This is a genomic window from Sandarakinorhabdus sp., assembly GCF_040398645.1.
In the GTDB taxonomy this organism is placed as follows: Bacteria; Pseudomonadota; Alphaproteobacteria; order Sphingomonadales; family Sphingomonadaceae; genus Sandarakinorhabdus.
Map to the genome: position 1 here is coordinate 1 of NZ_JBBATR010000130.1, position 1,002 is coordinate 1,002.

Consider the following 1,002-nt stretch of genomic DNA (forward strand, 5'->3'; position numbering starts at 1 on the left):
GGCCTTGCCGATTGCGCCGCCGCGCTGCCGCCGTTATCCCTGATCGCTGATTGGGGAGAGTGCATGATGGTTCGCAGGACTTCACTGGCATTTGCGGCGGCAACCGCAATGATCGCAGCAGCGCCGGCCCTGGCGCAAATGGCCGAAAAGCCGGCTGAAAAGGCCGCCGAGGCCGCGGTGCCCGCCCCCAACCGCGTTACCGCCAAGCGCAGCGGCATTTTTGGCGGCGTGAAAATGGCCTACACCGCGATTGCTGGCGAAACATACCTGAAGGACAAGGACGGCAAGCCGACCGCCGCGATCTACTCGACAACCTATCTGAAGGATGCACCCGAAGCCAACCGCCCGGTGTTCTTCATCTTCAACGGCGGGCCAGGGTCAGGCAGCCTGTGGCTGCACATGGGCGCCTTTGGCCCCAAGCGGGTGAATATCCCCGATGCCAAGGATGACGGCGCGCCGCCCTACGACATCAGCGACAATCCCGAATCCCTGCTCGATGTGGCCGATCTGGTGTTCATCGATCCGGTCGGCACCGGCTGGAGCTATGCCATCGGCAAGACCGATCCCAAATCATTCTACGGCGTCAAATCCGACGCCCAGTCCATCGCGCAGTTCATCCGGCTGTGGCTGAACGAGCATAACCGCTGGAATGCCCCCAAATTTCTGGGCGGCGAATCCTATGGCACCACCCGCTCGGCGGCTGTCGCTGACGTGCTGAACCGCGAATATAATGATGTGGCCCTGAACGGCGTCATCCTGATTTCCGCCATCCTCGATTTCGGCCTGGAGGCCGAGGATGAAGGCAATGAAATGCAATATATGGGCCTGCTGCCCAGCTATGCCGCCGCCGCCTGGTATCACGACAAATTGACGCCCAAACCCGCCAACCTCGAAGCCTTCGTCGCCGAAGCCCGCGCCTTTGCCAGCGGCCCCTACATCACCGCGCTGATCAAGGGGAACAGCCTGCCCGCTGCCGAACGCACCGCCTTGCGGGGTCAACTC

The 1,002-nt window shown here is 62.4% G+C and carries 1 protein-coding gene; it reads left to right on the forward strand.

The window, feature by feature from the left end; genetic code table 11:
- Positions 1–108 precede the first annotated feature (108 nt).
- Positions 109–1,002 (forward strand): S10 family serine carboxypeptidase-like protein (locus ABWP50_RS13575; protein ID WP_502951069.1); only part of this gene is annotated, 894 nt, incomplete at its 3' end.